Annotated in this window: 1 protein-coding gene; it reads left to right on the top strand. The window is 38.7% G+C overall.

The genetic code is table 11. The annotated features are described in order from the left end of the window. Positions 1 to 245: 245 nt before the first annotated feature. Positions 246 to 1,916, top strand: a complete 1,671-nt coding sequence (locus F6K13_RS30645; protein ID WP_124155529.1) for a ShlB/FhaC/HecB family hemolysin secretion/activation protein — start codon at positions 246 to 248, stop codon at positions 1,914 to 1,916. The last annotated feature ends 86 nt before the right edge of the window (positions 1,917 to 2,002 follow it).

Genomic DNA, 2,002 nt, shown 5'->3' with positions numbered 1-2,002 from the left:
TTTATCATTTTCTTTGTGGGTTTAATACCCCACCGTCAACGGGGGTGTTCACGCATTACTTGGGGGAGCGAATCCCCATGTAATTTTCCTCCTGTCTCCTGTCTCCTGTCTCCTGTCTCCTGTCTCCTTCTTCAAGTTGGGTCTTAACACTAAGCCATGAAAGGACACTATAAAAAAAAATTTATTATTTCAATGACCAAATTTTATTATTTGCTTAGGCAGGACCTCAACCTCGAAAAAAAGTTATGATTGTCTGGATAATAATTCTGATTTCTTTGTCTTATCTTTCTGCTTCTGAACCTGCCACTGCTCAAACAACTCCCAGGCCAGTTAACCCTAACCCTCAACCCATACCAGATGTAGAACCATTACCTCCACCAGATGATTTGCTCCAACCTCCACCAGTACCATCTCTATCTCCCCAGTCACCTCCTCTGCAAATTCCAGGTCAAATTACAGTAACCCAATTTGTAGTTGTTGGTAGTACGGTTTTTAGTTCCACAGAATTGGCGGAAATTCTTGAACCTTTTACAGATCGTCCTATTTCTTTTGCCGAATTACTAGAAGCACAAACAGCAGTAACTCAGCTATATTTCGATGGAGGATATGTTACTTCTGGGGCATTTATTCCCCCACAAACTTTGCAAGATGGTACAGTTACAATAGAAGTGATAGAAGGGATAGTTGAAGCAATTGAAATTTCGGGGTTAAAACGACTTAATTCTGGTTATATTCGCAGTCGAATTGAATCTGGTATTAAAACACCTTTAAATCAAGATGATTTATTTCAATCTTTACAGTTACTTCAGCTTGACCCTTTAGTTGAGAGATTATCTGCTAATTTAACAGCAGGTTCTCGTCCTGGTTTGAGTAGGTTAGAGGTTGAGGTGGAAGAAGCACCTGCTTTTTTTGCTCAACTTTCTGCTGATAATTTACGTTCTCCTAGTGTGGGTACTGTTCGTCGCCAAGTTCAACTTTCTCATAGTAATTTGACTGGGTTTGGCGATCGCCTGAATGCGACTTATTACAATACAGATGGTAGTGATACTCTTGATGACTTTAGTTATACTATCCCCATTAATTCTAAAAATGGGACTATTAGTTTACGTCATCGTCGCACCAGTAGTGAAATTATTGAAGATCCTTTTAATGAACTAGATATTGAAACAAATTCTCGTACTTATGAGATGAGTTTTCGCCAACCTATTTATCAAACTCTTAGTAAAGAAATTGCTCTGGGTTTAATGGGTTCTGTAGAAGAATCAAAAACTACTCTTTCCGATGACCCTTTTCCCGATCCAAATGATGGGGAGATTAGAATTTCTTCAGTTCGTTTTTTTCAGGAATATACTTCTAGGAGTACTAATGATGTGTTTGTGGCACGGTCAGAATTTTCTCTAGGAATAAATGCTTTTGATGCTACTGTTAATAGTAATGCTCCAGATGGGAGATATTTTTCTTGGCGGGGACAAGCACAATATTTACGTTTATTTGCACCAGATACAGTTTTTTTAATTCGGTCAGATATTCAATTAGCACCTAGAAGTTTGTTTCCCCAAGAACAGTTTAGCTTGGGAGGTGGATTAAGTGTGAGGGGATATCGTCAAGATGCTTTACTTGGTGATAATGGTTTGTTTATTTCTAGTGAGTTTCGGTTTCCTATTCTGCGGGTGCGAGACTTGGATGCTACTTTACAATTAACTCCTTTTGTTGATTTTGGTACTGTTTGGAATAGTAATGAAGTTGAATTAGTAGAGGAAACTTTATCTTCTGTAGGTGTGGGTTTAAGAATTCAAGTAGGAACTCGTTTTTCGGCTCAATTAGATTGGGGAATACCTTTTGTAGATATAGAGACAAATGGAGATTCATTACAGGAAGAAGGGATATATTTTTATCTGAAATACAGAGCTTTCTAATTAGGGTTTGCGCATGGTAAAGTCTTTTGGTAGAGGTAGGAGACAGGAGACAGGAGACAGGACAAGCGGGAAATGAGCGAGGAGGT

It is taken from the genome of Okeania sp. SIO2B9, assembly GCF_010672505.1.
Lineage (GTDB): Bacteria > Cyanobacteriota > Cyanobacteriia > Cyanobacteriales > Microcoleaceae > Okeania > Okeania hirsuta.
Note: the sequence above shows the minus strand (reverse complement) of the source record. Positions and strands in the feature narration are given on the sequence as shown.

What these genes read in the sequence shown, in the direction of transcription:
- F6K13_RS30645 (WP_124155529.1), top strand. Translation starts at nt 246, where the DNA reads ATGATTGTCTGGATAATAATTCTGATTTCTTTGTCTTATCTTTCTGCT.